Here is a 24,923-nt window from a genome sequence, read left to right as displayed (position 1 = left end):
TCTGTTTTATGCTAATGCGCCCATTGGATCCCAAGGTGCCAAAACAGTTGGCGCTTGTTCCCAAGCTTTTTTCTGTTCATCAGTTAATAAATCTTTGTGCACAACAATTTGATAAGTGTATTCGTCCATCCACGCATCGCTCATGACGAAGAAGCCATTTTCACCGACTTTTTCGCCCCAGCTATTTTCCACTTTCCATTTTGTTGTTTGACCATCAACGATATCAACACCTGTTAAAACCATGGCGTGTGTCATTAAGCTTTCACCAAAGTCTAAACGTTCTGCTTTAGTCATCGTAAAATCAATATCAAAAAGATCGTTCATATCGTAAACATCTAATGCCATAATTCCCGTGTCACGTGTTGAAGATTGTCCGACATCACAACCAAACCAAACAGATTCGCCTTGTTCCAATTGTGCAGCAGCTAATTTTTTGAAAGCAGCCATTTCTACATTTAAATATTTAACTTCTTTGCCGCCGACAACATTCCCTAACATTTCAACAGTGTATGTTTTGTTGAAGGGTTTATCTTCTGTAGGAGCATTAATAATACTTACATAATCATGTAAATTAACGCCAACGTATTTTTCAAAGAATGTTTGCGGTGTTAGATTTTGATCCAAATGATAATTTTTTTCTTCGTCACGGTATTCAAAATCAAAGGTTTCTGGCGGCGTTCCTAAAGAGATTGCTAAGAAATTATAAATTTCTTGTAACATTGCTTCTTTGTTTTTTTGGACTTCTTCAGCAGAAGCGCCTTTTTCAATTAAACTACGTAAAATTGTTGCATCTTTGCGTAATTTTTTATTTAAATAGTTGTTTAAATCACGTGAATTGGAACTGTTGCTGCTTTCAGGCATTGCCGTTTTAGGCACTACGCCATATTTATCAAAAATTGAAACGATCATATCCCATTGCCCACCATCTTGTTGTGGTGTAGCTAATAAAAAGGCCACTTTACGACTAGTCAACGGTTGATCGGCTGTTGCAATAATATTTTCATAGAAATAGTTTGATTTTTCATATTTATCCCAGAAAAATGTATAGTTTTGTGATAATTCAAAATCTTTTAATTGAAACGCATTTAACATTCTATGTCTAAATGTATTTAATGCCGCAAACATCCAGCAGCGACCGCTTTGTTTTTGATTGGCCACTTTTCCAGTAGCTAAGTCGACTGAAAAGACGGGTACGTTATTCACGGCTCCTTGTACAGATTCACCTGAAGCGCTGATACCATTTTTTACTACACCACGTTGTAAGGCATTTTGTTTATTATTGTTCAAGAAATCTTGATGGAATTTCTCTGTTAATTTTGGTTCAATTGCTGTCATATTTTCATCGTCCTTTCATTTTACGTTCTTCTTCATTATATGCTTCTCTTTAAACAGAAACAACCATTTACTCTAAATTCCTTGCTTTCCAACTCTTTTTGTATTAGTATATATAATACAGATAGCACAAATAAGACAGGAGTGATTCGATGCTTTTAGAAATAGATGAACAAAGCGAACAGCCCATCTATCAGCAACTCATTGATCAAATCATTGTAGGCATTGCCAAAGGTGAACTGGCTCCCAATGAAAGTTTGCCTTCTATCCGACAATTGGCGGACGAAATCGGGGTCAATATGATGACTGTTTCAAAAGCTTATAATAAGTTAAAGCAATCAGGTTATATTGTGACTGATCGTCGTAACGGCACCAAAATTGCCGCAAAGTTACCTGCTACCGCTGTTTGGCAACAGCAATTGCATGAGCGTTTAGAACTTCTGTTGGCTGAAAGTTTTTTACATCAGCAATCCGAAGCAGAAATCCAAGCACTTATTCAGAAAATTTATCAAAATTTTGATTCGAAAGGGCGTGCATTATAATGGCGGTATTCTTTTATTTCATCCTAGTTTCTGTCGCTTTTTTTATGGCATTTACTATGGGGATTTATGCAAATCCTCACAAAAATATTATTTTGGAAAACACTTTACCAGAAGATAAACTACAAGATCCCAGCGTTCAAGCAATCCGAAAACGTTATAAAAAACGCTTGGTTCAACTAGCAGCCGTTTTTAGTGTTCTTAGTTTACCTTTGTTATTTATTCCTTATGATTCGATTTTATTGTTCCTTTTTCTGTTACTTTTATTTAGTTTTATTGGCAGTGGCTACTATCTGCAAATCGTTTATATTCGCAAAATGGCCGCTTTAAAAATGCAAAACGGCTGGTTGCTACCTAAGCGTCCTCTCTTAATCGATACGCAATTAGTTTTAAATAAAAACCAGAAACTTATTTCATTTTGGTGGTTTTTACCTGCAATTATTCTTACTTTTGCTGGGGGCTTTTATTCCTTGCAAACGGCGATTGGTTCCTGGATTCTTTTCTTAATTACTGTTTTGATGTTAAGTTTGTTCATTGGCGGCTATTATTTTATTGCGCGCTTACCTGTCAAACCGCTAACTAGTGACTCAAAAATTAATCAGCAAATCAATGATTTATTTCGGCATCATTGGTCTGTTTTAATGGTTTTATCCGCCTTAGTTTTTGCACCGCTAACCATTTTACCAACTTTCACAATTGTAATTGATTATACGGTTGCGATGGCTCTTACTTTTTGTTATTTTATTCTTTTGTTTGTTTATGTAGGCTTTCTCTTCTACTACCTATTTTCAATGCGCAAAAAACAAGATCAATTCGTTTTACAGGCTGGCGATTATCGCTATGGGGATGACGATCAATATTGGCGGTATGGGATTTATATCAATCCAAAGGACCCCAAAATCATGGTTCCTGATCGCATTGGTATGAATTTATCCATTAACCTAGGACGGCCTGCTGGGAAAATTATTCTAGCCGCTACTGGTATTTTAACGATTGCGGTGCTGTTCTTTGCCACAGTACCAATGTTTATAAATGATTTTTCTAGTCATGCCTTTCAAGCAACTATTGAAAATAAACAAATTGAGTTATCTGCCCCATTAGCAAAAACAAGGTCAATTCCTTTTAACCAAATCACTGCTGTTTCTTTGATTGATGACTTACCTCAAGAACGCATCCGCACAATGGGTGCTGCGACAGATAGTTACTTAACAGGAGAATTTAAAGTCGCTGGAAAACCTGCTTATTTATTAATCTATACAAAAAGTCATCCGATTCTGAAAATAGAAACGCGGGAAAAAGTTTATTATTATACTGCGCGTGAGGGTCAAGAAACGACTAAGATTTATCAGGAAATCAAAGCAAAACTTCCATAACAAAAAAACAGGGCCTACCATCATGAGTAGGCCCTGTTTTTTTGTTATTCGCTGACAACCTTGAATTTTGTATCCGCCAACGTGGTATTCAGTTCATCCTGGCTTACTTCACGATCTGCTGTCACAACGGCTGTTTGATCTGCCAAGTGAACCGCAACATTCGTTACGCCGTCAATTCCACTAAATTTTTCAGTGACCGCTTGAACACAGCCATCACATTTCATCCCATCAATTTTTACTGTTTTTTCCATTTCACTTCATCCTTTTCAATTTTATTTTTGACTTCCACTAGTTCTTTTCACCGTCGAAGGTTTAAATCCTTTTAAGCGTAAAGCGTTTAGTAAGACAGAGACTGAACTAAAACTCATAGCTGCTGCTGCAATCATCGGACTTAACAAAGGTCCACCAAATAAGTGTAACACACCCATAGCCACTGGAATACCTAATGTATTATAGGCAAATGCCCAGAAAAGATTTTCTTTGATGTTTTTGATGGTCGCTTTACTTAATTCAACTGCTGTAGGCACATCCATTAAATCACTACGCATTAGCACAATATCGGCCGATTCCATTGCAACATCTGTGCCTGAACCAATAGCAATCCCCACATCCGCTTGGGCAAGTGCTGGTGCATCATTAATACCGTCACCCACCATCGCAACTTTTTTGCCTTCTGCTTGTAGTTTTTTCACTTCTAACGCTTTATCTTCTGGTAAAACTTCACTTAAGACACGATCGATACCTACTTGTTTCGCAATCGCCTCTGCAGTACGCTTGTTGTCTCCCGTAATCATCACGGCTTCGATCCCCATTTTATGCAAACGTGCAATGGCTGTTTGACTGCTATCCTTCACAGTATCTGCTACCGCAATGATACCCGCAAACGAACCATCTTTTGCCACAAACATTGGGGTTTTCCCTTCTTCTGCCAAACGATCCGCTTGTTGAACAAACGTTGATAGCTCAATGCCTTCTTCTTTCATTAATTTTATATTGCCCAAAAGTAGGACTCGTTCGTTGACTGTCACACGGATGCCGTGACCTGGAATCGCTGAAAAATCGCTTCCTTCTGCTAATGGCAATTGACGTTCTTTAGCCGCTCCCACAATTGCTTCACCTAGGGGGTGTTCTGATCCTTGTTCTGCAGAAGCTGCTAATGTTAGTAACTCAGCTTCTGAAAGTGCTGAATCAGCAACTAAAATATCCGTAACCACCGGTTTGCCTTCTGTAATAGTTCCTGTTTTATCAAACACGATTGTTTGAATTTTGTGAGTGGTTTCTAAAGCATCCCCACTTTTAATTAAAACGCCATTTTCAGCACCCTTACCTGTTCCCACCATAATCGCAGTCGGCGTTGCCAAGCCGAGCGCACAAGGACAAGCAATCACTAACACAGAAATAGTAATTGTCAAAGCGAAAATCCATGACTCTTGTCCTAAAAAGAACCAAGCCAAGCCAGAAAGAACAGCCAAACCAATGACGATTGGGACAAAAACACCCGAAATTTTATCAGCTAATTGTGCAATCGGCGCTTTTGAGCCTTGCGCATCTTCTACTAATTGAATGATTTGGGCAAGGGCCGTCTCTTTTCCCACTTTTGTCGCCTTGAATTGAAAGCTGCCATTTTTATTGATGCTAGCACCAATTACTGCATCACCGACTTTCTTTTCAACAGGCAAACTTTCGCCCGTTAACATGGCTTCATCCACAGAACTACTACCTGAAACAATCACTCCATCAACAGGGATTTTATCTCCTGGGCGAACAATCACAATGTCATCCAACTGAACAGCATCAACTGGCACTTCAATTTCTGCGCCATCACGTAAAATATGAGCAGTTTTCGGCGCTAAACCCATTAATTTTTTTATCGCATCTGAGGTTTTCCCTTTTGAAACAGCTTCGAAATATTTTCCTAATGTAATTAAAGTTAAAATAACACCCGCTGATTCATAATAAAGAGCCATTGTAAAACTTGTGTCTCCTAAAAATATCATGACTGTGCCATATAAACTATACACAAAAGCAGCACTGGTTCCTAAAGCTACCAAAGAAAACATATTCGGATGCCCTTTAAATAACGCTTTAAAACCAACTGTGAAAAATTCTCTGCCGACATATAGGACGGGTAACGTCAAAATCAATTGAACCATTGCAAAGGTCGTCGCATGTGTCATTGGATTCAAAAAATCCGGCAATGGTAAGCCTACCATATGTCCCATCGCAATATAAAGAAGGGGTACTGTAAACACCGCTGAGATCCAAAAACGTTGCCACATCTCAGCAATATGTTTTTGTTTCTTTTCACGATCTTGGTCCGCTGTTGCACCTGCAGCGACTTCTTCTGTCGCTTGATAACCTGCATCCGTAACTGCTTTGATAATTTCAGCACTCGTTACTTGATGGTCGTCATAACTAACCACCAGTTTTTCCGTGGCTAAATTAACAATCGCTTGTTGAACACCAGATAATTGGTTCACAGCTTTTTCAATCGTTTGGGCACAGGAAGCACAACTCATTCCTTCAATCGCAAACGTTCGTTGCTGGGCTGGGCTAATCGCCTTGTAGCCAGCATCTGACACAGCTTCCTTAATTTCTTCTTCTGTGACTGCCGTCTGATCATACGTGACACTTAATTTTTCCGTAGCTAAATTGACACTTGCCTTTGCCATCCCAGGTAACTTCGCCGTAGCCTTTTCAATCGTTTGGGCACAGGAAGCACAGCTCATCCCTTCAATATCAAACGTTTTACTTTCCATTTTTTTCACTCCTTTTTAAATTAAATGACATTGGCATTGACCAGGAATACAGTTGCAAGGGACGGATTCAACCGCCGTCTTGCGCTTCTCTTTCAAGAGTTCCTCTAATCGATCCAAATCGTCATAACTCAACTGACTCTCTGTTAAAATTGTTTCCACCACGGAACCAACTTTACGGCTGCACACTTTGTCTAAAAGTTCATCTGCCACCGTTTCAACGCTCCGACGTTCTTCTACTAGCGGATAATAAATATATTTATTGCCTACTTTCTCCGTTCCAACTAACCCTTTATCTGTTAAACGACTTAGTAACGTCTTGACGGTCGTTGATTTCCATTCTTTCTTCTCATTTAAAAGTGTATGCACTTCACGACTCGTGGTTTTGCCTTGGGTCCAAATAACCCGCATGACTTCCCACTCTGCATCAGTAATTGTCGCTAATTTATCTTTTGCCATACTCGTTAAATTCCTCCTTCATCAATAAAAAAGAGTTCAAGATTATTGACTACAAACGTAGTCGTTTATCTTGAACTCATCATATAGCTATTTTATTTTTTTGTCAACAACTTCTGCTCATCTTTTTTTATTGCAACGCAGATTCTTGTTTTTTAACAAAGTATTTCAATAAGAAAGGTGCAACTAAGGTCGTTAAGATAATTACCACAATCATGCTCGTATAATACGCTTCTGAAAGTAATTTAGATTGGTAGCCAATTTGCGCAATGATTAATGCCATTTCCCCACGCGAAACCATCCCAGCACCGACCATTAAAGAACTTGTATTGGAGAAACCAACCATTTTCGCTCCCCAGGCGCCGCCCAGTAATTTCGTTAAAATCGCCATAATCGTCATTACCAAAATAAAAGGTAAATCCTTTCCTAACGTGTTAAATGTCACTGATAAGCCAATGCTGGCAAAGAAGACGGGAATAAACACGGCATAGCCAATAGCTTCAATATTGAAATCAATTTCTGTTTTTGCATCCGTTTGTCCCACAGCAATCCCTGCAAAAAAGGCACCTACGACAGAACTTAAACCAACTAAATCAGCCAAATAAGCCATGCCCAAACAGATAATCAATGACATGATAATCACAGACGACCCAATGTTCATTTTTTGACTTAAACGTAGTAAATAGGGAGCGATAAAGCGGACCAAAAAGAAAATCCCAATAAAGAATAAGCCTTGTTCAATTAACTTAACAATAAAGCTGACTTCTGTATTGCCGCCTGTACTTGCACCAATCATGCCGACAGCAACACTTAAAATAATCACGACCACGATATCGTCAACGACGGAAGCCCCAAGAATCGTTGCACCTTCTTTACTACTTAAAACATTCAACTCTCTTAATACTTCTACTGAAATGCTGACCGACGTTGCTGCTAAAACTAACCCAAGGAAAAAAGCTTCTTTCCAAGAAAAAGCAAACAGCTGACCAATCAACATAGTAAAACCAACCGGTAAAACGATGCCCAAAATAGCAACCATGACACTAGGTTTCGCATATTTTTTCAATAATTCCAATTCACATTCCATTCCAGCAATAAACATCAGCATAATGACACCAATTTCTGAAAAGTCATGCACAAACACATCTTGATGCACAATATTTAACATCGCTGGACCTAACACAATCCCTACTAGCAATTGCCCAATTACTGCAGGAATTCCTACTCTTTTACAAGCAACACCTGCTAAAGTCGTTGTAATTAAAATCAAACATAAAATACCTAAAAATTCCATTCTATTTCCCTCTTTCTCTATTAACCAATCATCACTGATTCTTTTGGATATTGAACTTTCGACTGACTTTCCAAGCCTTTCTTAATTAATGACAATAACACCGTGTACACACCCACACGACCGACGAACATTAGAAAAATAATCACCAGTTTACCAAAAACAGTTAAATCTGGTGTTAACCCCATTGTTAAACCGACCGTTCCAAATGCAGAAATCACTTCAAAAACAATATACTCAATCCCGTTTTTTAAAGGTAATGTTTCTGTAAACGAGAGAATAACCGAAGCAGTTACACATAAAAAAGTTGCCAAGAAGAACAAAGTAAACGCTTGGAGCACTACTCGCTCAGGAATTGTGCGTTCATGGAATTCCACTCGCTGTTTCCCTTTAAAAATTGCACGAAATTGTAAAAATAGCACACCAAACGTAGTGGTTTTCAAGCCGCCAGCGGTTGATCCTGAAGTGCCACCAATAAACATCCACAAAATCGTGACAATCAGGCCTGGATTACTCATTTTCAAATAATCAACTGAATAAAAGCCAGCCGTTCTTGGTGTAACCGACAAGAACCAACTGTTGACAAGACGCTGCCAAAAAGACATGTCAGCTGGAAAATGGCGATATTCTGAAATGTAAAAAATAACGGTCCCTAAGACTAAAAAGGTGGCAGTCACCGTTAAAGCAAGGCGTGTATGAATACTAACACGGTGCTTAATTTTATTTTTATAGCCTTTAATCATTGCAAAAATATCGCGCCACACAATAAATCCTAAACCACCAGCTATAATTAAAAAGCTAATGACTAGTAAAAGATAAGGCGAATTTTGATAAGGAACCATACTATCCCCTAGCAAATCAAAGCCAGCATTACAAAATGCCGAAACGGCATGGAAGAGACTAAAAAACAACCCTTTTTTCCACCCAAATGTTGGCACAAATTGAAAGGACAACAAGAAGGCTCCAAGTAATTGAATAATGGCCGCAAACTTCATAATATATTTCATTAAACGAAAAACTCCGGAAACTTCACTAACATTTAAAGCTTCTTGATACAACATCCGTACACTTAGTGACGCTTTTTTCCGCAGCAAACTAAAGAAAATCGTGGCAACGGTTAAAAAGCCTAAGCCGCCTAATTCAATCAAAATCATAATAATAACTTGCCCGATAGGACTCCAATGTTCCGCCGTATTCAAAGGCGAAAGCCCTGTAACACAGACGGCGGAAGTTGCCACGAAAAAAGCATCAATCCATTGCGTTTTTTGTCCAGCTTGTGCAGAAAAAGGCATCATTAATAAGATCGTGCCTACAACAATTAATAGAAAAAAGCCTAAGACAATTGTTTGAACAGGTGAAATATACAACCTTCTTTTGATCTGATGTTTCATTTTTTTCTCCTCTACCATTTCTTTGTCAATCAAAAACAACACAAACGGCTAGACAACTGTTGCTTTGTTCCTCTCGCCCTATGAGAAACTCAAAACCTTGAAAGCAACTTGCCCAACCGAATAATTATTTTTTAATTTTTGTTTTCACGTTGATAAATCGAATAAACCAACTCATTTTTTTGATAAACCTGTTTTAAACGAACTGGGATTGATTGAGCCATTGTCTCGTATAGAGCAATGCCCTCACCCAGAAACAGTGGTATTGTCGTCAAAATGAAGGTATCAATTAAATCAGCTGCCAAAAGCGGTTGAACCACTTTTGGGCCTCCAACAATCCAAATTCCCGCGCCGTCTTCTTCTTTGAGACGACGAATTAATGTGACTGGATCTTCCTTGGTAAAAGTTCTTGAAGCAGTTGATGGTTCTGGATGAGAGGTAATGATATAAGAATGCTTGTCTTCATAAAAATACACATCTGGGGACAATTCTTGTGTCACTTGATCATAAGTAGTCCGCCCCATTACCACAGTGTCTATTTTTTCATACATTTCATCGTAACTACGATCTTCTTCATCGCCACGAATATTCTCTTCTAACCAAGCAACACCGCCCGCTTTGTCCGCAATGAAACCATCAATACTCGCTGCAATAAATAAAATTACTTCCCGTGCCACATCAACGCCTCCTTTTCTCTTCTTATCTATTTTAGCTTGTTTTCTCAAAAAACTCTAGGGGTGCGCATTGTTATTTTTAAAAGAAAAAAGAGAAAAACTAGGATAATTGGGCTACTTTTTGTAAAATAGGAAATAAGAAACTTTTTATTGAGTTATTTTACATTTTTTTCAAGAAAAATAAGAATTGGTTTATTTGATTTACACAAAAAAATAACATATTCAGTTTTTATATAAAGGAGGATTACTTTGTTTGATTTAGAGAAGGTTCAGACCTTGAATGAATTAGAAATGCTCGTTTACCATTATGTATTGGAACACCTGCACCAAATCCCTCAACAGACCATTCGCCAACTGGCTACTTCCTGTCATGTCTCCACCTCAACGATTCTACGATTTTGTAACAAAATGGGCTATGCTGGTTTTTCCGAATTAAAATATGCAGTGAAAGAAGAAGCCAAACAAACACAAACGTTTGAAAATTTTTATGATGCCACGGTTCACGTCGATGCTTTTTTAAAAAAATTAAACCAAGAAACCTATTACGAAATGCTTCGTCCAGCAATTCAAATGATTGTTCAAGCACGTCACGTTGCCTTTACTGGCATTGGTACTAGCGGAATTTTAGGTAGTTATGGCAGTCGTTATTTTGCCAACTTAAATATCAATTCTTACAGTATTGCTGACCCCTTTACGCCTATCCCCAAGCGCGGATTTGAAAATACATTAGCCTTGATTCTGTCTGTATCTGGGGAAACCAATGAAATGATTAAACAAATGACCGATTTTAAAACAGCTGGTGCCAAAGTGCTAAGCATTACCAACAATCAACATTCAACTATTGCCCGCTTGGCTGACTACAACATCTCCTATTATATGCCCGACGAACGTTCTCCATTTGCAGATAAATCAGTTAATACAACCACTCAAATCCCTGTCATTGCTTTAATTGAACTCCTAGCTCATCAAGCAAGTCAACTTTTAAAGGAACTAGATGAAACACCTTTCTAGTTGTTTTTCAAAAAAGCTCATGCTGTCTAAAACAGCATGAGCTTTTTTGTTTTTTTTCTTGGTACATGTTTCTCATTCAAGCAAAAGTCTATTTTTTCTTCAAATAAGCTTATATAGTAAATATGTAAACGGATACATTTGCATTTATATTATTCTTCAAAGGAGAGATTTTTATGAACGAATGGATTAACGAGAAATTATTACCTCCAGTACTAAAATTCGTCAATACCAAAGCAATTACTGCCTTACGGAACGGGATGCTTTACACGATGCCTTTTACCATTGTTGGTTCCGTGTTTCTTCTATTAGCGAATTTCCCAGTTACAGCTATTTCTGAATGGGTTAACGCAAGCGGTCTGGCTGTTTATTTCAATCAAGCATATGGGGCATCTTTTGCGATTATGTCGTTATTTGCGGTCATCGGTATTGCCTACTCATATGTAAAAAGCGAGGGATTTGAAGGCCTCCCAGCGGGCATGATTGCCATGGTGGTTTTCATTTTGTTTATGTCATCTGAAGTCAAAGATGCGGTTTCTGGCGCAGTAGTTGGCAATGTCATCAACAAAGATTGGACAGCTGGTAAAGGGATGATTACAGCTATTATTGTTGGTTTGTTAGTCGGCGTTGTATATAGTTGGTTTTTACGTCATGATATTCGTATCAAATTACCAGAAGCTGTACCAGAAAATGTGGCCAATTCCTTTACTGCGTTAATTCCTGCCAGCGTCATTGTAACTGGTGCAATGCTAATTTTCATTCTTCTAGATAAAGTCTTCAATACGACATTCTTTGACTTTATTTACGAAGTGCTACAATCACCACTTCAAGGAGTCACAGATTCACTAGGTGGCGCATTACTATTAGGTTTTGTCATTCCGCTCTTTTGGTTTTTCGGTGTTCACGGGTCAACAATCGTTGGCGGCATCATGGGTCCTATTTTACAAGCAAACTCTTTAGAAAACACCGAAATTTTGAAATCTGGAAAAGACTTAACACTGGCTAATGGTGGCCATATTGTTACACAACAATTTTTAGATCAATTTTTAACGGTCACTGGTGCGGGCATGACAATCGGGTTAGTCGTGTTCATGGTTTTCTTTGCCAAATCAGCTCAGTTTAAGCAATTAGGTCGGCTTTCAATTGGGCCAGCTGTTTTCAATATTAACGAGCCAATTGTCTTTGCTACACCTATCGTGATGAACCCAATCATGGCTGTGCCGTTCATTATCACACCGATTGTTTCTTCTGTTGTGACATATTTTGCCTTGTACACAGGACTGGTTCCTCTCTTTACTGCGGTACAAGTTCCCTGGACTACTCCTCCAATCATTTCTGGACTTTTAGTTGGTGGTTGGCAAGCCGCGTTGCTTCAAGTAGTGGTACTGACGATGAGTTTCTTTATCTATTTACCGTTTGCTAAAAAAATGGATGCACTTAACTACGCAGAAGAAACCAATCAACCGATTACTGAAGAAACCCTTGAAAAAGTCGAAGCACAAAATGTATAAAAATTTGAACAAAGGACTGAAACGATATGTCAATTTTGAAAAATGATTTTCTTTGGGGCGGCGCTGTCGCTGCTCATCAATTAGAAGGAGGCTGGGACCAAGGCGGTAAAGGGGTGAGCGTGGCGGATGTAATGACTGCCGGTGCACATGGCGTCCCTCGTAAAATTACCGCAGGCGTTTTACCAGATGAACACTATCCTAACCATGAAGCGATTGATTTTTACCATCGCTATCAAGAAGATATTCAACTATTCAAAGAACTTGGTTTAAATTGTTTCCGAACCTCTATTGCTTGGACACGAATTTTTCCTAACGGAGATGAAGAAACGCCCAATGAAGAAGGCCTTCGTTTTTATGATGCACTTTTTGACGAGTGTTTGAAAAATGGCATTGAGCCAGTTGTGACACTGTCTCACTTTGAAATGCCTTATCATTTAGTCACAAAATATGGCGGTTTTCGCAATCGCCAGGTCATTGATTTTTTTGTCAAATTTGCTGAAGTCTGTTTCACTCGTTACCAGAAAAAAGTCAAATATTGGATGACCTTTAACGAAATTAACAACCAAGCCAATTATGAAGAAGATTTTGCACCTTTTACTAACTCTGGTATTGCTTACCAAGAAGGAGAAGACCGCGAAGCAATTATGTATCAGGCTGCTCATTATGAACTAGTCGCTAGCGCACGTGCAGTGAAAATTGGCCACGCTATCAATCCCGACTTCCAAATTGGCTGTATGATTGCGATGGTGCCTATTTATCCTTATTCTTGTAATCCTGAGGATATGATGATGAGTGTTAGCGCAATGCAAAAACGTTATTGGTTTACCGATGTTCATGTCCGCGGTCATTATCCAAGTGCAATTCAATGCTATTTGAAACGAAAAAACATTTCATTAGATGTCACAGAAGAAGATTTAACTGATTTAGCTAATGGCTGTGTTGATTATATTGGCTTTAGCTATTACATGTCATTTGCTGTGAAAGGTGCAGAAAAGGCCCCTACTTTTGACTACAATGAAGCAAAAGACTTGGTGCGAAATCCTTATGTAGCAACATCTGATTGGGGCTGGCAAATCGATCCTATGGGCTTACGCTATGCAATGAATTGGTTCAATGATCGGTATGAATTACCACTTTTTATTGTCGAAAATGGCTTTGGTGCTATTGATGAGCTAGAACCAGACGGAACGATTAACGACACTTACCGAATCGCTTATTTACGTGAACATATTGAGATGATGAAAGAAGCCGTTGCGTATGACGGCATTGATTTGATGGGCTACACACCTTGGGGATTCATCGATTTAGTGAGCGCTAGTACAGGCGAAATGAAGAAACGGTATGGCTTCATTTATGTAGATAAGGACAACGATGGTCACGGAACGTTGGAACGGCGAAAGAAAAAATCGTTTGCTTGGTATCAACAAGTGATTGCTACGAATGGAGAAGAATTATAAACAAAAGGCCTTCGTCTAAAGACGAGGGCCTTTTGTTTATGCTTGTAATCCCTTTTCTAAATCAGTCAACAAATCTTCGACTGCTTCAATTCCTACAGATAAACGAATGAGTCCATCTTTAATTCCCACGGCTTCACGATTTTCTTTGGGGATAGATGCGTGAGTCATAATGGCAGGTACTTCAATTAAACTTTCTACGCCACCTAAACTTTCCGCTAAAGTAAAAATTTCCAACGCTTCTACGAAAGGAACGACTTGCTCATCCTTGGCTAATTCAAAAGAAATCATGCCACTAAATCCCGACATCTGTTTTTGCGCAATTTCGTGACCAGGATGACTCGCTAGTCCTGGATAATACACCGTTGCTACCGCTGGATGCGCTTCTAAAAATTCTGCAATTTTTTGAGCATTTTGGGCGTGCGCTGCCATCCGGACGCCTAATGTTTTTAAACTACGTTGGACCAGCCAACCATCATGTGGTCCTAGAACAGCACCAATCGCATTTTGTAAAAAGGCAATCTTTTCTGCGCTTTCTGGATGATTCGTTACGACTAAACCAGAGACTACATCACTATGGCCCCCTAAATATTTTGTCCCGCTGTGAACGACAATATCAGCACCTAACGCTAACGGCCGTTGAAAATAAGGCGTCGCAAATGTATTATCGACAATAGTTAACAACTGATGTTTTTTAGCAAGCTTAGCTGCCGCTTCAATATCTGTAATTTTTAACAGTGGATTACTTGGTGTTTCCAAAAACAAGGCTTTTGTATTTGGCTGAATTGCGGCTTCAATTGTTGATAAGTCGCTGGCGTTTACAATCGTGTAGCTTAACCCATTTGCTACAAATACTTTATCCAATAAACGGAAACTCCCCCCATAGACATCGTCACCTAATAAAATATGATCTTCGGGTCCAAACATAGAAATGATTGCATGGATACCAGCTAAGCCTGAGCTAAACGCAAAGCCATGGCTCCCACCTTCTAACTCAGCGATTAAGGTTTCTAACGCGTGACGTGTGGGATTACCTGAACGAGAATATTCATATTCTTTTGGCTGGCCCACGCCATTTTGTTCAAAGGTTGACGTTTGATAAATAGGAACACTCACTGCACCTGTTGTTGTATCTTTACTAATGCCGCCATGAATTAATTTGGTATTGAATTTCATAAAAGTTTTCCTCCTAAGAATAAATATTTTTTGATAAATAACGGTCACTACCGTCAGGAAAAATAGTTACAATTGTGCTGCCTGCTGGTAAGCGGCGCGCCTCTCTTAATGCCGCCGCAAATGCTGCGCCGCTGGAGCTTCCCACCAGCAAAGCGCTTTTCTTGGCTAATTGTTTGACCCAGAAAAAACCATCCTCGTCTGAAATGGTATAAAAGCCGTCCACAGGAATCTGTTTAAGAAAAGGCGGCACGAACTCCACGCCAATGCCTTCGATTTCATGTCCGTGTGCAGGTCCGCCATTTAAAATCGAACCTTCTGGCTCCACGCCCCATAATTGCGTCTTACTATTTTGTTCTTTGAGATATCTGCCAACACCTGCAAACGTTCCACCACTGCCTAAACCTGCGACAAAGCTAGTAATCTTCCCGCCTAGGTCTTGAACAATTTCAGGTCCTAATCCTTCGTAGTAAGCAGCAGGATTATCCGGATTTTCAAATTGTAACGGCACGTAACTATTAGGAATTTCCTTGGCTAAGTCTTGAGCACTAATTATCGCTCCGACAATCCCTTGCTCTGTTGGCGAAGGGACAATTTTAGCACCTAACGCTTGCATCAGCTGTTGTTTTTCCTGACTAAATTTTTCTGGCACAACAAAGATTGTCTTGAGGCCCAGTTGACTGGCAGCTAATGCAAGTCCAATCCCTGTATTCCCCGCTGTCGGTTCAATAATTGTTGTGGCTTGATTTATCTTTCCCGTTTTCATTGCTTCTTTGAGAAGATGCACACCAAGCCGATCTTTGACACTGCCACCTGGATTCAAATATTCTAGTTTCGCATAAATTTTAGTGCCTTCTGGCATAGGATATTGTTCACTTGTAAATTCAAATAATGGTGTTGCTCCGATTGTGTCTAAAATTGACTGAACAATCATAGCGAATTCCTCCTTCTAATACATGTACATAAAACAAAAAGGTGCTGATCGCATCAGCACCTTTTTTGTTTATTTCTGGTTGTCTAGATTCAGAGAGGAATCGTGTTAGGCAATTTTTCAGAAATAACGGAGGTTTTCCCCATCACAAAAGAGTATGCTGCACTATTTTGCACCATACAACAACAGCTTTCCGTTTCTAAAAAAGGGCTAGCTTGTTTTTTCGTCATGGTTGATTTCCTCCTTCGTCATGTGTTGACCAAACTATACCATTTCCCATTTTCTAGTGTCAACGATTCTAACGATTGCTATTTCCTATCACACCAATGGTTTTCTTATAGGCAAAAGAATTAATAGACCAAAAAAAACAGAAGGCTAGCCTTCTGTTTTTCTGCTACTTATTTAGCACGTTTTAAATACGTACCTTCCGCAGTATTGATTTCTAATAATTCGTCTGCTTCAACAAAATCTGGAACGTTAACAACTAATCCTGTTTCCATTGTAGCGGGTTTACCAGAACCAGTTACTGTTGCGCCTTTGATTGAAGGTTGTGTTTCAGCAACACGTAAGATTACCGTTGTTGGTAAAGTTAAACCAATGACTTCTTCACCATAAAATTGAATTTTTACTTCCATATTTTCTAATAAATATTTTAATTCTTCTTCAATTAAAGCAGTTGGTACTTCATATTGTTCATATGTTTCTAAATCCATGAAAATAGCCATATCATCTTGGCTGTATAAATATTGAACCGGTTTTGTATCGATGTGCGCTTTTTTCACTTTTTCATCTGGGCGCATTGTTGTATCTGTTGTTGAACCCGTACGAACATCTTTTAATTTCATACGCATAACCGTGTTACCTTTACCTGGTTTGTGGTGGCTAGCTTCCATTACTTTAATTAATTTGCCGTCTTGCTCAAAAGTCATACCGGCTTTTAAATCGCTTGCTGCAATCATTGTAATTTCTCCTTTTCTCTGGTTAATTCTTCATTATTGTAGCAAATAACCTAGGATTAATCTAGGAAATCACGTATCTTTTTTAGAAGTTTATCACTCCCCAGACATTGAATTGGGAAATAAAACGAGTTTAACTTGCCTTTTTTCTTGAATTGCGTTAGAATTACCAAGCTTTCATCAATTATTTTCACTTTTTACATAGAAAAAATCAATCATTAAAGGGGGTGATGATATGATACGTCAAACGCTATCTTTATCAAAAACACATGAGGTTGTCTGTCACTAAACATACGTTGGTGAGACAAATTGCCTTTCAGCGTATGTACTCGGTCTATTTGAAAGGAATTTAAAATCATGAACCCAACTATTCAACCTTACCAATTTAACATAATTAAAGAACAAGTCGCTGTGTTACTAAACACCTATACGTCTGTTAACGATGCTACGACTGTCAAAACTGTCCAGGCCCTATGTGCCGAAAAAATCAATGGGTTATTTCCAGAAGAACACCCTGCTGTTACGATTTTGTTGGACAAAGTGATGGATCGTCGTTTAACACGCGCACGTGCTGAAAAATATTTAGACGAATTAAAAGAAACCGTGCTGCCCTTTAAGGAACCTTCAACACCACAAGTCACGAAAGTCTTTCGCAAAGTGAAAAAGTTAAAGATTCCTGAGTGGGAAAACATGGATTTACGGAACAATACCTATGTCGGTTGGAACGACGCTGGGACTCAGAAAAAATTTATCTTAGCTTATCGAGAAAATAAATTAATCGGCGTCCACGGCACCCTTTCACCCACCATTGTTAAAGGTGTTTGCTCCATCTGTCAAACAATCACGAATGTGTCTATGTTCCTAGCTACCACCAAATCAGGCGGTGACGGAACCTACACGAAAAAAGGCAATTACATTTGCCATGATAGCGACACCTGTAACCAACAATTAACACAACCTGAATATTTGGAAGCCTTTATGGAAAATGTTAAGGCTGTGAAATAACAAAAAACCGTCAAGAAAATTTCTTGACGGTTTTTTGTTACATCTCTTTCAATTTCCCACGAAATTCTTCAATACTTTCATAACCTTTTGCTGCCATGATTTCTTGTAATTCTTTGGCTAGACGTTCAAAAACTTGTGGACCTTCTTGGTGCAATTGTGTGCCAACTTGTACTAATGTCGCACCACATAAAAGATGCTCAAAAACATCTTTTCCACATGTAATACCGCCCGTTCCAATAATTTTTATTTCTGGTTTCAAACGTTGCGCAAACGCACGAACATTGGCTAACGCTGTTGGTTTGACATATTCGCCGCCCAGTCCACCGAAGCCTCCTTTTGGTTTAATGACCACTTCTTCCTTGTCACTGTCAATATATAAACCATTACCGATGCTATTAATACTATTCACGTATACTAAAGGGAATTTATTTAAAATTTCAGCCATTGCGTCAAAATGTGCAATATCAAAAAATGGGGGTAATTTTACACCTAATGGTTTAGTAAAAAATTGGAAAACTTCTGTTAAAAGCTTTTCTGTTAATTCAAAATCATAAGCAATTTGCGGTTTACCAGGCAAATTGGGACAAGACAAATTAAATTCTGTCACTCCTGTGTATTCACTTTCTTGCACTTTTTTTAAAATAGCGATATTTTCCTCATAATTCATACCAGATACAGATAAAAAGCGTAACTCCTCAGGAAATTCCTTTTGACGTGCAATCTGATAATCTAAATAATAATCAATCCCTAAATTAGGCAAGCCCATTGAGTTAATACTTCCTAATGGTGTATCAAAATACCGAGGCTCCTCATTGCCCTGACGAGGATTAGGTGTTGCCGTCTTAGCGACAAAAGCACCTGCTTGAGAAGCCGCTAACTCGTCCATTTCCTTAATTGTCATACAATGAATGCCTGATGCGTTCATTAACACATTCGCCAATTTATGTCCCGAAAACTCTACTGAAATATCCAAAAGAAAAACCCTCCTGTAAATTGTTTTACTCATAAGCTTACCACCTTCACGTAAGCTTTTTATGATTATAGCATGTTTTTTTACGTTAGTGTTATTTATATTTGCGACGAGCATTTTTTTGTATTTGGTGTTTTTTTGTATTTCTTTTAAACTCTGTTTCATTTGTTCTAGCCACTTCTTTATAAAGTTCTATTAATGTGTTTACAGGTTTAAATTTCAACAGATATTTTTTTCCTAAAATATATATTATTCCTAAGATACATAAACGTATTAACCCTTTACTAAACCAGATTCTGTAAAATTCTAGCGAGTCTTCTGGAAAAAAATATAAACTAATTTTATTAATCCAGCCACAAGATTCTAAAATATCTGAAATAACAAATGAACTATAAAGCATTACCGACCATATGACTATTAAAAATTTTGTCCTTCTCCATTTTTTTTGTAAAAAATTTGGTATTTTTATTTCAGTAAGTTCTTCTTGAGCAAAGTAATCTATTCCTTCTTTAGAGTAAAATAACAAAACAAAAGCAGTAAATAATGGTATTACAGTCCACCAATCTCTATCAAAAAAACCTAAACTATACACAACAGCACTTATTTTTAGAATATTTTTCAATTTAATCTTAGGGTCACTTTTTAGTTCACATACTATAAATATTAGAATTATTGATAAAATATAAACTAAGCTGAAATATAGCGTAATTTTGCCGCGTATATTTAAATAATAAGTAACATCTACCAATGCAAAAAATCCCGAAATAATTAAAATCCATATTGCCAAGTCCCCTTTATTCCCTGAAACACTCTTTCTATTTTTCATATACAAAAAAATATAAGTAAACGACAAAATACCGAAAACTATACGATTTAGTCCTTTAGGAATACTCTCAAAAAAATAGTTAAGCGTTCCCCAAAAGACAAATAACAAACCATAGATAACTATTTGTTTAAAAAATTGAGGTTGTAAGTTTTTCAACATAATTTACCTCCAGCACCTTTTTTTATTAATTTTATCATACCAGAACAAAAAAAGAGCAAGCCTTCACCGCTTGCTCTTTCTAATTATCTTTTTATCGTCCCACAATAAACGTCAATTCACATTCGCAGACCTTTTTATCTTCCACGTAAGCAGTCGCTTTGCCGATGCCGACAAAGTCACGTAATTTGACGATTTCAAAATGTAATTTCAAGACATCACCAGGGACCACTTTTTGACGGAATTTGGCTTTGTTGATACCGCCAATATAGGCTGTTTCACCTTCAAATTGATCCATTTTTAAGATTAAAATCGAACCTACTTGTGCCAATGCTTCAATAATCAAAACGCCTGGCATTGTTGGATTTCCAGGGAAATGTCCTTGGAAAAATTCTTCGTTAATTGTTACATTTTTTGTTGCAATAATCTTTTCATTTGGAATAATTTCATCCACATAATCAATATAACAAATCGGATAGCGATTAGGAATCATTTCCATAATTTCTGTTGCAGTCATTACTTTTTTCATACTAGTTTTCCTCCCATTTCTTCAAGCAAATTACACCATTATGGCCACCAAAGCCAAACGAATTACTAATTGTATAGTCCGCTGTAATGTCACGTGCACCTTCTGTGACATAATCTAAATCACAATCTGGATCAGCAACTTGGTAGCCTACTGTCGGATGAGCTTTTCCTTCTTGCAATGTTTGTACACAAGCAATCGCTTCGATACCGCCAGCCGCGCCCAATAAATGTCCAGTCATACTCTTTGTACTTGAAATTGGAATTTGCGATGCTCGCTCACCAAAGACACGTTTGATGGCCGTTGTTTCCGCAGCGTCATTCGCCGGGGTTGACGTACCATGAGCATTGATATACCCAATTTGTTCCGGTGTAATCCCTGCTTCTGCAATCGCCATTTCCATCGCAGCCGCCGCGCCACTACCGTCTTTTAAAGGAGCGGTCATGTGGCTAGCATCACAGTTGCTGCCATAGCCAACAATTTCGCCGTAGATAGTTGCGCCACGTTTCTGTGCATGCTCGAGTTCTTCTAAAATCAGCATTCCTGCGCCTTCACCCATCACAAAACCTTTTCGTTCTTTATCAAAAGGAATCGAAGCCCGAGTCGCATCTTCTGTTGTATTTAAAGCATTCAATGCTGCAAAGCCTGCAATCCCAATTTCACATACTGTGGCTTCTGTCCCCCCAGTTACCATCATGTCCGCTAAACCATATTTAATCGTGCGAAAAGCTTCACCAATCGCATTCGTCGCAGAAGCACAAGCAGTCACGATAGTTTGAGAAGGTCCTTTTGCACCTAGACGAATCGAAATATTTCCCGCTGCCATATTAGCAATTACCATGGGCACGAAAAATGGTGTTACGCGTTTTGCGCCTTTTTTATCCATTACCCGTACTTGGTCTTGTAAGGTAGTCATCCCGCCAATCCCACTACCGACAATCACACCTAAACGAGTCGGGTCAATCATTGCTTCTGTTAAACCACTCATTTCCCACGCTTCTAAAGCAGCGACCAAGCCATATTGAGAAAATAAGTCCATTCTTTTTTGCTCTTTGCGTTCTAAAACAGCACTTGGGTCAAACTCTTTCACTTCACCAGCCAAAGCCACCCCAGTATCTTCAGAATCAAATTTAGTAATTTTGCCAATTCCTAGCTTGCCATCCACTAGATTATGCCAAAATTCTTTTACGGTATTGCCTAATGGTGTTACGGCACCCATGCCGGTTATGACCACTCTTTTCATACTGTACCTCCGAGTTTATTTTGATTATCAAACTATTATTTCATGCGGTTTCCAGCACTTTTTCTCAAAAAATAAGAAAAATAGTTTGACTTTCAAAGTATTTTGGTTAATAATTCAGACATCAGGAAAAATGTCTGTTTTTTTCAAGATTAGAAAATTGAGAAGATTTTGTTATCATTCTCACACAGATAATACCAGTTGAAATTTTATTCGTCAACTCAATAAATGTAACTTTTACATTTTGATGAAGAAAAGCCTATTCTATCAACAAAAATTTTTTATTAAAGGAGATTTTATATGTTTTTACAAAATAAGAATGTCGTCGTAATGGGTGTTGCCAACAAAAAAAGTATTGCTTGGGGCTGTGCAAAAGCATTAAAAGATCAAGGGGCCAATGTTATTTATACGTATCAAAACGAACGCATGAAAAAGCAAGTGGTTAAATTAGCAGATGAAAATGATTTGTTGGTGGAGTGCGATGTTGCTTCTGATGCGTCCATTCAAGCAGCCTTTGAAACAATTAAAAATGAAGTGGGCACGATCGATGGACTAGTCCATGCGATTGCTTTTGCCAAAAAAGAAGAATTGTCTGGAAACGTTAGTGACATCACTCGTGATGGTTTCCTATTAGCACAAGATATTAGTAGCTACTCTCTTTTAGCAGTCACTCATTATGCGAAACCTTTGTTAAATCCTGGTTCAGGAATTGTCACATTGACGTATTTAGGTTCCGAACGTGCGATTCCTAACTATAATATGATGGGGATTGCTAAAGCATCTTTAGAAACTGCCGTGAAATATTTAGCTTTTGAATTAGCTGCAGATAAAGTTCGTGTCAACGGAATCTCCGCAGGAGCGATTAAAACATTGGCTGTGACTGGTGTAAAAGACTACGATCAATTGATTAGTATTTCTAATGAGCGGACACCAGATAAAACAGGTGTAACCATTGAAGAAGTCGGAAACACTTGTGCCTTTTTAGTCAGTGAACTAGCTAGTGGTGTGGTCGGTGACATCATTTATGTCGATAAAGGCGTTCACTTAACTTAATCATTTTTTGTCTTTATTTTCTATTTATACATTAAAAAACAGAGATTGGACAATCTCTTTCACTCATTGATTGTCCAATTTCTGTTCTATTTTTTACTTTATTCTATAATAAAATTGACAGTTTCAATTCCAAAAACAGTTGTTAGAATTTGATTGACTTGTTCAAAAAGTTCTGGTAAATCTTCCAGTTTATTTTTAGATTGGATTTTTTCAGAACCGTTATCGTAGCTTAAATGATTGTACGCTTCTTTAAAGGTTACTGCTGTGTCTTCTTTTCGATAAAGGATATATTCGTCATCTAGCATATCCATTTGTAGCTCCTGTTTAAATCCATTTCTGGCAACAACAGCAGAAACTAGATGAGCAACTGTCAAGCCATCTAACGGAATGTCCACTCCATTCATTGCTAATGTGTAGACGGTATCTTCCACTAAACCACAGGCGTTACAACCACCACTGGTTAAATCTACTGTACTTGTTATAATTGCCTCTTGCATCGTTTCTTCCCCCATATTGTTTTTTAAAGTTATTCTTTCATTTGTTATTTACGAACGTAATTCACATCATAATCGTCAACTTCAATATAGATATAGATTTTTTTATCAGGCATTTTACTGCGAATGTCTCGTTCAATCGCATTCACAACATCAGGTGCATCTTCTTCCATTGGTTCTACCACATCAATTTTTGCCGCTACTAAAATTTCAGTTGGACCTAAATGAACGGTCTTTACATCAATTAGTTTTTCAACATCCGCCCGATCAAATGCAGTTTTAATTTTTGCTAAATCTGTAGCGGTCACACTTTCTCCTATAATCAAACTATAAAATTCTTTCGCTAAGAAAATGGCTGCACACATTAATAGCAAACCAATCAGTAAACCACTGATAGCATCAAATGCAGCAATCCCAGTTACCATCGTTAAAAGGGTCCCCACCAAAGCTAAACACAAACCAATAACCGCACAAAAGTCTTCCGTAAAAATAATTAAAATTTCACTGTGACGACTTTCTCGCAAAAATTTTAAGAGCGATAACTTCTCTGTATTCAATTCTTTGATTTCTTTCATCGCTACACGCAAAGAGCTACCTTCCACAAGCAAACCAAAAATTAAAATACCAATGACAATAGCCACATTTTCTACTTCATGAGAGGGATGCAGTAACTTCTGAATAGCCTCCATTACACCTAACGCGCCCCCACCAAAAAAGAGCATCGTTGCAACAATTGTACTAAAAAAGTATTTTGCAAGGCCTTCTCCAAATTGATGTAACGCACTTTGTCCACGAGAAGCGCGCTTATTCCCAAAAAGTAATAACACCTGATTACTACAGTCCACGACACTGTGGATACTTTCATTCATCATAGCGGTACTACCACTTAAAGCAAAACCAACAAATTTACTAATCGCTACTAAAATATTCGCAATCAGTGCGGCAATAACTGCAAACATGCCACTCGATTTTTTTGTCTCCATAATTACCTCCTATATGTAACGTAAAACTAAGATAAACCACCCGTTTATTCATCCATCATTTTACCACTTCTGAGGTATTTGTAAAAAAGAGTTCTCTTAAAATTCAAAAAGAAATGTACTGGCTGTTTTAGTTGGCCCTCATTTATCGGTGTCCATCCCACTCTTGATAAAATTCCTCCAGATAAAGTTCCATAAATTGATGACGCTTTTCCGCCAATAAGCGACCATAATTTGTATTCATTTGTTCCTTTAACTTTAAAAGTTTCTCGTAAAAATGCATAATAGCAGTATCTTCCCCATTCCGGTATTCTTCTTGGGTTAACTGTTCACGAGGTTGTTTGTGAGGATCGTGAATTAAACGGCCTTTATTTCCCGAATAAGCCATCACCCGTGCAATTCCAATTGCGCCGATGGCATCTAGTCGATCCGCATCCTGGACCACTTTTCCTTCTAATGTAGTGACTGTTTTCCCAGTATTTCCTCCTTTAAAGGACATATTAGCAATAATGGAAAGGATGTGATTCGTTTGCTCTGTTGATACGTTATTTGCTTCCAACCATTGTTGCACCTTTAGCAAGCCAGCCTCTTCACTTTCGTTAAATTTTTCATCGCCAATATCATGTAACAATGCTGTTAATATACATAAAAATAAATTTGCTTGTTCTTTCTCTGCAATTGTTTTTGCTAATTGTGTCACTCGATAAATATGCCACCAGTCATGGCCACTTGCTTCGTTGGCTAATTCTTGTTGAACATAACGCTCTGCTGCTTGAATAATTGTTTGTTCTTCAAAACTGAGAGATTCATTTTCAAACATCCTAACACTCC

The 24,923-nt window shown here is 38.1% G+C and carries 25 protein-coding genes; 7 read left to right on the top strand and 18 right to left on the bottom strand.

Features of this window, described 5'->3' with window-relative positions:
• Positions 1 to 6 precede the first annotated feature (6 nt).
• The gene (locus IGL56_RS01390; protein WP_002355219.1) at positions 7 to 1,335 is read right to left on the bottom strand and encodes an aminopeptidase C; all 1,329 of its coding nucleotides are present in this window, start codon (positions 1,333 to 1,335) and stop codon (positions 7 to 9) included.
• Positions 1,336 to 1,484: 149 nt separating this feature from the next.
• Between IGL56_RS01390 and IGL56_RS01385 the strand changes: the two genes are divergently transcribed.
• Both IGL56_RS01385 and IGL56_RS01380 read left to right on the top strand, forming a co-directional pair.
• A complete protein-coding gene (locus IGL56_RS01385; RefSeq protein ID WP_002355217.1) occupies positions 1,485 to 1,874 on the top strand; it encodes a GntR family transcriptional regulator in 390 nt (129 codons plus the stop codon).
• Positions 1,874 to 3,244, top strand: a complete 1,371-nt coding sequence (locus IGL56_RS01380) for a DUF5808 domain-containing protein (RefSeq protein ID WP_002355216.1) — start codon at positions 1,874 to 1,876, stop codon at positions 3,242 to 3,244. The genes IGL56_RS01385 and IGL56_RS01380 overlap by 1 nt, the downstream gene beginning before the upstream one ends.
• A gap of 44 nt (positions 3,245 to 3,288) precedes the next feature.
• On the opposite strand, the gene IGL56_RS01375 is transcribed toward IGL56_RS01380, so the two are convergent.
• From IGL56_RS01375 to IGL56_RS01350, 6 genes are all read right to left on the bottom strand, one after another.
• The gene (locus IGL56_RS01375) at positions 3,289 to 3,495 is read right to left on the bottom strand and encodes a heavy-metal-associated domain-containing protein (protein ID WP_002355215.1); all 207 of its coding nucleotides are present in this window, start codon (positions 3,493 to 3,495) and stop codon (positions 3,289 to 3,291) included.
• A gap of 21 nt (positions 3,496 to 3,516) precedes the next feature.
• Complete coding sequence (locus IGL56_RS01370) at positions 3,517 to 6,003, bottom strand: heavy metal translocating P-type ATPase (RefSeq protein ID WP_002379951.1); 2,487 nt, start codon at positions 6,001 to 6,003, stop codon at positions 3,517 to 3,519.
• A gap of 15 nt (positions 6,004 to 6,018) precedes the next feature.
• Positions 6,019 to 6,459 carry a CopY/TcrY family copper transport repressor gene (locus tag IGL56_RS01365; RefSeq protein ID WP_010815901.1) on the bottom strand — a complete coding sequence of 147 codons (441 nt, stop codon included), beginning with the start codon at positions 6,457 to 6,459 and terminating at the stop codon, positions 6,019 to 6,021.
• Positions 6,460 to 6,586: 127 nt separating this feature from the next.
• Positions 6,587 to 7,750, bottom strand: coding sequence for a cation:proton antiporter (locus IGL56_RS01360; RefSeq protein ID WP_002355211.1), 1,164 nt, complete (start codon positions 7,748 to 7,750; stop codon positions 6,587 to 6,589).
• Positions 7,751 to 7,770: 20 nt separating this feature from the next.
• Positions 7,771 to 9,138 (bottom strand): TrkH family potassium uptake protein, encoded by a 1,368-nt coding sequence (locus tag IGL56_RS01355; protein WP_002379039.1) that lies wholly within the window; start codon positions 9,136 to 9,138, stop codon positions 7,771 to 7,773.
• A gap of 131 nt (positions 9,139 to 9,269) precedes the next feature.
• Complete coding sequence (locus IGL56_RS01350) at positions 9,270 to 9,860, bottom strand: dihydrofolate reductase family protein (protein ID WP_002386047.1); 591 nt, start codon at positions 9,858 to 9,860, stop codon at positions 9,270 to 9,272.
• A 198-nt stretch (positions 9,861 to 10,058) separates the two neighbouring features.
• On the opposite strand from IGL56_RS01350, the gene genR reads away from it, so the two are divergent.
• From genR to genA, 3 genes are all read left to right on the top strand, one after another.
• Complete coding sequence (gene genR, locus IGL56_RS01345) at positions 10,059 to 10,820, top strand: MurR/RpiR family transcriptional regulator (RefSeq protein WP_002355208.1); 762 nt, start codon at positions 10,059 to 10,061, stop codon at positions 10,818 to 10,820.
• Between the two features lie 173 nt (positions 10,821 to 10,993).
• Positions 10,994 to 12,328 carry a PTS sugar transporter subunit IIC gene (genB, locus tag IGL56_RS01340; protein WP_002355207.1) on the top strand — a complete coding sequence of 445 codons (1,335 nt, stop codon included), beginning with the start codon at positions 10,994 to 10,996 and terminating at the stop codon, positions 12,326 to 12,328.
• 26 nt (positions 12,329 to 12,354) lie between these two features.
• Positions 12,355 to 13,785, top strand: a complete 1,431-nt coding sequence (genA, locus tag IGL56_RS01335; protein WP_002355206.1) for a 6-phospho-beta-glucosidase GenA — start codon at positions 12,355 to 12,357, stop codon at positions 13,783 to 13,785.
• A gap of 36 nt (positions 13,786 to 13,821) precedes the next feature.
• Here genA and IGL56_RS01330 read toward each other — a convergent pair whose 3' ends face one another.
• The 4 genes from IGL56_RS01330 to efp all read right to left on the bottom strand — a co-directional run bounded on the left by IGL56_RS01330 (position 13,822) and on the right by efp (position 16,845).
• On the bottom strand, positions 13,822 to 14,958 hold the full coding sequence (locus IGL56_RS01330; protein WP_002355205.1) for a cystathionine gamma-synthase: 1,137 nt from the start codon (positions 14,956 to 14,958) through the stop codon (positions 13,822 to 13,824).
• Between the two features lie 13 nt (positions 14,959 to 14,971).
• Positions 14,972 to 15,889 (bottom strand): PLP-dependent cysteine synthase family protein, encoded by a 918-nt coding sequence (locus tag IGL56_RS01325; RefSeq protein ID WP_002355204.1) that lies wholly within the window; start codon positions 15,887 to 15,889, stop codon positions 14,972 to 14,974.
• An 89-nt stretch (positions 15,890 to 15,978) separates the two neighbouring features.
• Positions 15,979 to 16,116 carry a hypothetical protein gene (locus IGL56_RS01320; protein WP_002355203.1) on the bottom strand — a complete coding sequence of 46 codons (138 nt, stop codon included), beginning with the start codon at positions 16,114 to 16,116 and terminating at the stop codon, positions 15,979 to 15,981.
• A gap of 168 nt (positions 16,117 to 16,284) precedes the next feature.
• A complete protein-coding gene (gene efp / locus IGL56_RS01315; RefSeq protein WP_002355202.1) occupies positions 16,285 to 16,845 on the bottom strand; it encodes an elongation factor P in 561 nt (186 codons plus the stop codon).
• A 354-nt stretch (positions 16,846 to 17,199) separates the two neighbouring features.
• Here efp and IGL56_RS01310 point away from each other — a divergent pair, with 354 nt between their 5' ends.
• Positions 17,200 to 17,847 carry a FusB/FusC family EF-G-binding protein gene (locus IGL56_RS01310; RefSeq protein WP_002355200.1) on the top strand — a complete coding sequence of 216 codons (648 nt, stop codon included), beginning with the start codon at positions 17,200 to 17,202 and terminating at the stop codon, positions 17,845 to 17,847.
• 37 nt (positions 17,848 to 17,884) lie between these two features.
• Here the strand turns inward: IGL56_RS01310 and IGL56_RS01305 are convergent, their stop codons facing one another.
• The 4 genes from IGL56_RS01305 to fabF all read right to left on the bottom strand — a co-directional run bounded on the left by IGL56_RS01305 (position 17,885) and on the right by fabF (position 21,568).
• Positions 17,885 to 18,853 carry a dihydroorotate oxidase gene (locus tag IGL56_RS01305; RefSeq protein ID WP_002386045.1) on the bottom strand — a complete coding sequence of 323 codons (969 nt, stop codon included), beginning with the start codon at positions 18,851 to 18,853 and terminating at the stop codon, positions 17,885 to 17,887.
• Between the two features lie 58 nt (positions 18,854 to 18,911).
• Positions 18,912 to 19,802, bottom strand: a complete 891-nt coding sequence (locus IGL56_RS01300; RefSeq protein ID WP_002355198.1) for a hypothetical protein — start codon at positions 19,800 to 19,802, stop codon at positions 18,912 to 18,914.
• A 91-nt stretch (positions 19,803 to 19,893) separates the two neighbouring features.
• Entirely contained in the window at positions 19,894 to 20,328 is a 435-nt protein-coding gene (gene fabZ / locus IGL56_RS01295; protein WP_002355197.1) for a 3-hydroxyacyl-ACP dehydratase FabZ, read from the bottom strand.
• A 1-nt stretch (position 20,329) separates the two neighbouring features.
• A complete protein-coding gene (gene fabF / locus IGL56_RS01290) occupies positions 20,330 to 21,568 on the bottom strand; it encodes a beta-ketoacyl-ACP synthase II (protein WP_002355195.1) in 1,239 nt (412 codons plus the stop codon).
• Between the two features lie 297 nt (positions 21,569 to 21,865).
• Between fabF and fabI the strand changes: the two genes are divergently transcribed.
• Positions 21,866 to 22,618 carry an enoyl-ACP reductase FabI gene (gene fabI / locus IGL56_RS01285; protein WP_002355193.1) on the top strand — a complete coding sequence of 251 codons (753 nt, stop codon included), beginning with the start codon at positions 21,866 to 21,868 and terminating at the stop codon, positions 22,616 to 22,618.
• Between the two features lie 98 nt (positions 22,619 to 22,716).
• Here fabI and IGL56_RS01280 read toward each other — a convergent pair whose 3' ends face one another.
• The 3 genes from IGL56_RS01280 to IGL56_RS01270 form a co-directional block, all read right to left on the bottom strand.
• Positions 22,717 to 23,130 (bottom strand): DUF4809 family protein, encoded by a 414-nt coding sequence (locus IGL56_RS01280; RefSeq protein ID WP_002355192.1) that lies wholly within the window; start codon positions 23,128 to 23,130, stop codon positions 22,717 to 22,719.
• A 29-nt stretch (positions 23,131 to 23,159) separates the two neighbouring features.
• On the bottom strand, positions 23,160 to 24,095 hold the full coding sequence (locus IGL56_RS01275; RefSeq protein WP_430599809.1) for a cation diffusion facilitator family transporter: 936 nt from the start codon (positions 24,093 to 24,095) through the stop codon (positions 23,160 to 23,162).
• 142 nt (positions 24,096 to 24,237) lie between these two features.
• Positions 24,238 to 24,912, bottom strand: a complete 675-nt coding sequence (locus tag IGL56_RS01270; protein WP_002355190.1) for an HD domain-containing protein — start codon at positions 24,910 to 24,912, stop codon at positions 24,238 to 24,240.
• Positions 24,913 to 24,923 lie beyond the last annotated feature (11 nt).

Source organism: Enterococcus sp. DIV1316a (assembly GCF_050536915.1).
Classification (GTDB): Bacteria; Bacillota; Bacilli; order Lactobacillales; family Enterococcaceae; genus Enterococcus; species Enterococcus faecalis.
The sequence above is the reverse complement of the archived record's forward strand: the minus strand, read 5'-3'. Positions and strand labels throughout refer to the sequence as shown.